This is a genomic window from Atribacterota bacterium, from assembly GCA_028703475.1.
In the GTDB taxonomy this organism is placed as follows: domain Bacteria; phylum Atribacterota; class Phoenicimicrobiia; order Phoenicimicrobiales; family Stramentimicrobiaceae; genus JAQVMU01.
On the sequence record JAQVMU010000078.1, the window covers coordinates 1 to 7,507 of the forward strand.

General features: G+C 35.8%; 4 protein-coding genes and 1 riboswitch. All 4 genes read right to left on the bottom strand.

The genetic code is table 11. From position 1 onward, the window contains the following. Positions 1-97: 97 nt before the first annotated feature. On the bottom strand, positions 98-2,263 hold the full coding sequence (locus PHQ99_07380; GenBank protein MDD4289390.1) for an aldehyde ferredoxin oxidoreductase C-terminal domain-containing protein: 2,166 nt from the start codon (positions 2,261-2,263) through the stop codon (positions 98-100). Between the two features lie 47 nt (positions 2,264-2,310). Next, positions 2,311-3,663, bottom strand: a complete 1,353-nt coding sequence (locus PHQ99_07385) for a cyclic 2,3-diphosphoglycerate synthase (GenBank protein ID MDD4289391.1) — start codon at positions 3,661-3,663, stop codon at positions 2,311-2,313. Positions 3,664-3,900: 237 nt separating this feature from the next. After that, a complete protein-coding gene (locus PHQ99_07390) occupies positions 3,901-5,577 on the bottom strand; it encodes a Na+/H+ antiporter NhaC family protein (GenBank protein MDD4289392.1) in 1,677 nt (558 codons plus the stop codon). 266 nt (positions 5,578-5,843) lie between these two features. After that, positions 5,844-6,031, bottom strand: a riboswitch (Lysine riboswitch). 139 nt (positions 6,032-6,170) lie between these two features. Beyond that, positions 6,171-7,448 (bottom strand): iron-containing alcohol dehydrogenase, encoded by a 1,278-nt coding sequence (locus PHQ99_07395; GenBank protein ID MDD4289393.1) that lies wholly within the window; start codon positions 7,446-7,448, stop codon positions 6,171-6,173. Between the last annotated feature and the right edge of the window lie 59 nt (positions 7,449-7,507).

Genomic DNA, 7,507 nt, shown 5'->3' on the forward strand with positions numbered 1-7,507 from the left:
TAAAAGAAGGCATTAAAAATAATTAATGCCTTCTTTATCTGCCTTAAAACTATTATTATAAGCTTACAATAATGAACCTTGCACAATAAAAATACTATTAATCAGTCATTAATTTAGATTTATAGCTTTCCCAAACATCTATTACTTCAGGGAAATCTATCTTCAGTCTCTTAATGTTGTCTAAAGTAGGAACCCCATTTTTATCCCATCCCTTTCTCTTATACACTGCATCGCATAATAACTCATATTGTTTTTCCCTGAAATCCCGCAAAACTTTTATTTTTTCTTCAATTGTTTTCCCTTTGACGAAAAATCCTGCCTTTTCTTCTAATTGCTTATCATATAATTCAGCTCTTGACTCATATTCTTTTTTAGTTACCGGTCCAACCGCACGATAGGGAATTTCATCATATTTTCTGGTTCCAAATCCCATTTTCAGATTGAAAAGCCTCTGGAAATTATGAACTGCTTCGGATTGAGCAATAAGGTCTTCGGCAGTAATTTTCTTGCCGGTTACCCCTTCAAATATCCAGCAATAATTTTCCACATGTTCCGGTATTTTTGCCGCATTAATTCCGGAATATTTCTTTTTATTATCAGCAGGCTCTATATCATTCCAGGGGAGTTTACATAGTCCTACTAATGAAAACCAGGTTCTAAATAAAGGAAAGTAAAACAATGCCTCCGCTTTATCCTCAAATGTTGGTATCTGTTTATTCACCTGATCCATAAAAATTAACCAGGATTCATCGTGCTGGGGTCCTTTATTGGCAATGCCATATCCACCCTGCTGGGCAAGAGATTCCTTGGTTACATATTCGGAAAATTCCATCCCCTTGCATTCCATTCCGATGTCATTTAAAAAATCCACATCAGCGTTGAAATTATCAACAAAGTACTTTTTACAACGGCGTACTCCCTGCCCTGCTATCTTGCCAAATCCTTTTCCCTGTGCAATTAGATGTATGAGTTCTAATAAATCACCACCATTGCCAAACCTTAAATCCAATCCACCGGTTTTTTCCTTATCAAGCATTCCATTTTCATAACATTCCATCAAAAAGGCAATAGTTGTGCTGATTCCAATAGTATCCAGGCCATAATGGTCACAATAAAAATTTGCTTCCAGAACTGTGTCCGGGTCAAAGCAACCACAATTTCCACCAATACCGGCAGCAGTCTCGTATTCAGGCCCATCTACTGTTACCTCTTCACCTTTTAAAGGTCCTGTTTTTAACTTAAATTTATCAACTGCATGGGAACAACGTAAATTACATCCTATCCAGCAGGAATCACCAGGTTGTTTCTGTGAAAAACGTTTTCTCCAGACATCATTACTTATTTTTGGAGCTTCCACATGTGAACCATACTGAAAATTATGAACCGGTAAACAATCATGCTCATTCATATGATTTAACAGATTGACTGTACCGGTTTCACGCATTCCATTTTGAATATGATCTAAAGACAGTATTTCTTTAGTTAGTCGCTGTCCAGCTTTTTTTAATAAATCAGGTTTTGCCGGATTATTGCTCTTACCACTAACTCCACTGTATTTTACTACTATAGCAGCTACTCTCTTGTCTCTTAATACCGTCCCTGTGCCACCGCGAGCTCCTTGCTTTTGGCGTACTTTTTTTCGACCACGGTCATACCAGCTGAAATTTAAAATACCTAAAAGTGAATTTTCTGCTCCCTGCCCGGCAGAAACAACACTGATATTGGTTTTATCTTCTTCATTTTCTGCAAAATATTCAGTCAGTTTTTCTGCTAAAATATAAGAATTTGTTTCTTTATAAGGATAAGTCTGTACTTTAATTTCTCCCTTATTTCCATCAATGAATATTATTACATCCTGTTCAGCCTTGCCTTGAATTTCTAAGACATCCCATCCCGAAAATTTTAAGAATGGAGCAAAATAGCCACCGGCATTGTTATCATTAGCACTGCCGGTTTCAGGAGAAATACTAACGACATGACTTTTACCACAACCTGAATATTGGGTAATTCCACAGATTGGACCTGTACAAAACACTAACTCATTTTCAGGGTCATCCCATTTTGTTTCTGGTGTCACCGCCTGCCAGAGGTACCATAAGCCATAACCACGGCCACCAATTAATACTTTTTTAATTTTTACCGGAATATCTTTAATTGTAGATTCTTTGCTGGATAGATTTATATAAAGCGTTTTATCTGTATAACCATTGTTTATATTTACCGGTTGATATTGGGTGGATATTAGAAATTTTTCTTCAGACATTTTATACCTCCCGAATATCATAATTATTTTTTAATCTTATCTAAAAATTAAAACTTTTGTTCTTTTTTATTCTTATCCCAAAAATGTTTCTGCAACAATTCCATTAAGTCTGGTTTTCCGATTTCCTGTAATTCATACTGTACCCTGACATATTTTTTATTAACCTTCATAACTCTACTCAAATCTATTGGTGTACCAATGATGATTATTTCAGCATCACTATTGTTAATAGTTGTTTCTAACTCTTTAATTTGCTTTTCTCCATAACCCATTGCCGGTAACAATGTACCAATTAGCGGATATTTTTGATAAGTATCTTTAATACTGCCTACAGCGAATGGTCTGGGATCAATTATTTCCCTGGCACCATATTTTTGAGCAGCTACCACACCTGCACCAAACTGCATTTCACCATGGGTTAAAGTCGGACCATCTTCAATAACAAGAACTCTTTTGCCCCTGATTATCTCTGGATTATCAACTTTTATAGGTGAAGCAGCTTCCACTAATATCGCTTTTGGAGATAATTCAAAAATATTTTTTCTTAGTTGTGAAATATTTTCTGAATTTGCAGTGTCTATCTTATTTATTACTGCAATGTCTGCCATTCTCAGGTTCACTGCTCCGGGATAATAAGTTTTTTCATGCCCAACCCGATGCGGATCAGTGACAACAATGTGTAAATCAGGCCGATAAAAAGGAATATCATTATTTCCACCATCCCATACAATGAAATCAGCCTCTTTTTCTGCCTGCTTTAAAATCTCACCATAATCCACACCTGCATAAACTAAATTACCCATATCAATATGAGGTTCATACTCTTCCCTTTCCTCAATAGTGCAATGGTATGAATTTAAATCATTATAAGTCTCGTACCGCTGCCAGATCTGTTTTCTTAAATCTCCGTAGGGCATCGGGTGTCTGATTACTGCAACCTTTTTACCCATATTCTTTAATATTTGAGCTACCTTCCGTGTAGTCTGGCTTTTTCCGCTTCCCGTTCTAGTTGCACAGACTGATACTACTGGTACTTTTGCCTTTAGCATAGTGTTTTTAGGACCCATTAGCTTAAAATCAGCACCTGCTGCTAGTACAATTGAAGCCCTTTCCATAACATACTGATGGGGTAAATCACTATAAGCCAGTATCACCTCATCTGCATTATATTTATTGATTAAATCTGGCAAATCATCTTCAGGGAAAATCGGTATCCCATCCGGGTATAGCTGTCCGCTTAGTTCTGAGGGGTATTTTCTTCCTGCGATATCAGGAATCTGAGTAGCAGTAAAGGCCATTACCTGGTACTGTGCATTATTACGAAAGAAAACATTGAAATTGTGGAAATCCCTTCCTGCAGCACCCATAATAATTATGTTCTTTTTTTCCAAAGCAATCACCTCTTATATATTTAAATATATAATAATTTTAATATTTATGGGATTATAAATCAATTTTCTTTATTTAACCTGAATCTATGTCTAAAATTAAAAATGATAATTGGCAATTGAGGATGTACAATACAGGATTCTATCGAATGAGTATTTGATGAGAATAAAGCGCATCTGCCTTAATTCTTTAGAAGGTCAGAAATCCCCTGAGATTAAGGCAGATGCTATAGGTGAACAATCAATTTATTATTCTTTTTCTTCTTCCAATACCTCTTTTAATGGAAATGTTATGCCCAATTGTTTTGCTGAAATAGAAGATAACATGTACACTAAAACATATACTAATACAATACCAATAATTATATCAATAATAACCGGTACTCCAATCCCAGCCAGTATATAGCAAAAAGCAGCAATCAAGGCAACAGTAATAGCATAAGGTATCTGTGTTCGGACATGATCAATGTGATCAGAACCGGCAAAGGTAGATGACATAACTGTGGTATCCGAAATCGGACTACAATGGTCTCCCATTACTGCACCGGTTAAAACACTGGAAATTACAATTGGCAGAGCTGCCCCTACACTGACTCCAAGCGGAATGACAATTGGTGTAACAATTGCCATGGTACCCCATGATGTACCTGTAGAAATAGCAATCAAAGCTGAAATAATAAAAGTCAATATCGGTAAAATTACCGGTGATAAAGAATCACCTAAGGCCCCAACAATAAAAGGAGCAGTTCCTAATTCATCACAAATGCTTCCGATAGACCATGCAGTTATTAAAACTAATGTTGCGTAAACCATCATCCGTGCTCCGCCCATAAAAGAATCCATAATTTCAGCAACACTGGCTATCTTTTGAACAATATACATAATCATCGCTACAATGAAGGATATTAATGTAGCTAATAAGATTGCAAACATGGAATCTGCATCAGAAATAGCCTGGGAAAATGATTCAGCTTCACTTCCGCCACCGGTAGTCCACATAAAATAGAAAGAAAGAATAACTAATAATGCTAAAGGGACCCAAAGATTTGCCGGTTTTAGAGAAGCTTTTTCAGCAACCTTTAATTCTGTAGTTCCGGATAATGGCCGGGAATCTTTTTCCCACAATTCCCCGGTTGTTCTTGCACGTATTTCAGCTTTCAGCATTGGTCCATAATCTCTACCGGTATAGGCGATAACCCCTACCATGATAATTGCCAGTATAGAATAGAAACTATAAGGAATACTGCTTAGCCATAAATAATATGGTGAAACTTCTACTCCAGCAGGAATAGAATCCCCGATTAATCCAACCTGATAGCCAATCCATGTTGAAATTAAAAAGATGGAAGACACTGGTGCAGCAGTGGAGTCTACAATATAAGCCAGCTTTTCTCTTGAAATATGATATTTGTCGGAAAGGGGTCGAAATAGGTTTCCAATAAAAGCAGAATTTGCATAGTCATCGATAAAGATAACGATACCACCTAACCAGGCAAATATTTGAGCCATCTTTGAATTATGAGCCTTCTTGGCTAAGGATTCTAAAAAAGCTTGTCCGCCACCTGAGAAGAAAATCATACCCATTAATCCGCCTACTACGAAGAAAAACAAAATAATACTGGCATTCCAGGAATCGGCAACTGATGATACAAGAGTTGTAGCCGTAGTATTGACACCTTCCCAGAAATTTCCATTATTCAAAATTGTAGCACCGGCCCAAACAGCAATAAACAAAGATATTAAAGCCTCACGTAAAACCAAACAAAGAGTGATAGCCAATACAGGTGGAACTAATGACCAGATACCATAGTTTACAGCCTCTTCCTCCTCCTGAGCAGCATAACCGGTTAAAAATAAAAACATCATAACCACAATTACAATAAATACTATTGTAAAACCCTTATTAAACCTGTTTATCCTAAACATTACTTTAAATAATTCCTTTCTTATTTTTTAATTAACTTATTGAAAAATGTTAAAAAATATAATTTCTTTTTAAATCAAATACTATATACCTCCTTCTTAAATTAGTTAAATATAAATTGTTTTAATTATTAAATTATTTTTTTGAATTTATTTTTATAATCACCATAAGGGGTTATAAAATAAAAAAAGCAATCAATAAGCGCCAGGCTCATCGATTGCTCTAAAATAATAACAAGCTTTCTTTTTACCCCCCTTTTATCTCTCCTCGATGAGATAGCGCACCATCAGAAACCGGGAGTAGTTTCTGATGACAGTACTATGATTGTTCACCATAGCCCCAGCCTGAAACTTAGAGCATCAGTATTCAGACTTCGGCGAAGACCCCTTTCCTGATAAATCATTGCTGCTCAGCTTATTATCAGTACTGTTGATTCTTCGCGCCTCTACCCCACTTCAGATAAAAAGTGAGGCAATTCAGTATTTGATTTTCTTCAAATTAACACAAACAATTAAGAAAGTCAACCCTGTAAAGTTTTTTACCTTATTTTCCTTTCTTTTTATATTCTATATATTTTTAAAGATATGGGAATTTATTATCTAAAATCCTTGATTAATGAAAAATCACCCTTCCTGGCAGCTTCTAAAACCGGAGCCATGTACTCATCAATCAATCCAGCATTAAGAGGAACAGGCATATTTTTTAATTTCATCTCTAATTGCGGATTTTTTGCAGAATTCAATGCTCTTTCAATATGTTTATTTGAAAATCCTGGTATATCTGTTAACTTATAAGGAGCACCTATGCTTTTATTAAAATCCACCAGACCTCTGGCAACTGCAATTCCAAGCTCTCTTCCCGAGAGTTTTTCAATATTCTTAGAAATAAGATTGTTTCTTTGTAATATTTCACCAATTACTTTTAGCTGTTTTTCAATTGCAGGTGCAAAAAAGACAGTATAATAAGGATTCATGATACCACATGCCCGACCATGACTGGTAATATCAACAAGAGAAAAACTGGTAAGATGAGCACCATTAGTGCCACCAACCATAATAGCATATCCACCCAAATCTGTAGCCAGGCCTAAAGCCTCCCTGGCTTCTAAATCTTCAGGGTTTTTAATTGCTTTTTTGGTGTTCTGAATAATTAATTCCAGGGCAGTTGCAGTAATCTCGCTTGTTAACTCAAATTTATCTTCTCCTGCTCCATAAAAGACCTCTAAAGTATGGGCTATACCATCCAAAGCCCCGTCAATTGTTAGAGACTCAGGCATACTTGTACTGACCGAATAATCAAATACCGGTCTCTGTGGTATGATTGCCTCATCAACAATTAATTTTTTCTGTCCTGCTATCGGATCGGTAACATTAGCATACTTGGTCAAATGTGCAGCTGAACTGGATGAAGTTTGTATCGCAATAAATGGCCATAATTTTTTCTTGGAATCTTTTAAAGCACTACTAACCAAACCTGTTCCAAAATAATCATCAATTTCAGGGCTGTGTAAACCAAGAGTCGCTAATACATTTGCCGCTTTAACACAGTCAATATTGCTGCCACCACCAAAGGCAATAATACAGTCAGGGTGATAATGCAGTAAATAACTTTCTACTCGATATACGTCTTCTCTGGGAGTATTCGGACTGGAACCAGGCACAATACGATTGCCTGCTAATTGAATATTGCTTTCTCTTAGATATTCAAGTATCTTTCCAGTTTCTTTTTTCTGATGAGTTTGATTTGCTACTAACAACACATTATTACCATACTCAGAAGCAAGTTTACCAATATTCTTTAAAACATTTAAACCATGGGAATAATTATTACCTTTAAATTTATCAATTAATTTATATGCTTTATCTTTTAACATATGTTTACTCCAATTAGCATTCCTGGTGTTAAATACCTTAATTTTATATTTCTTGTATT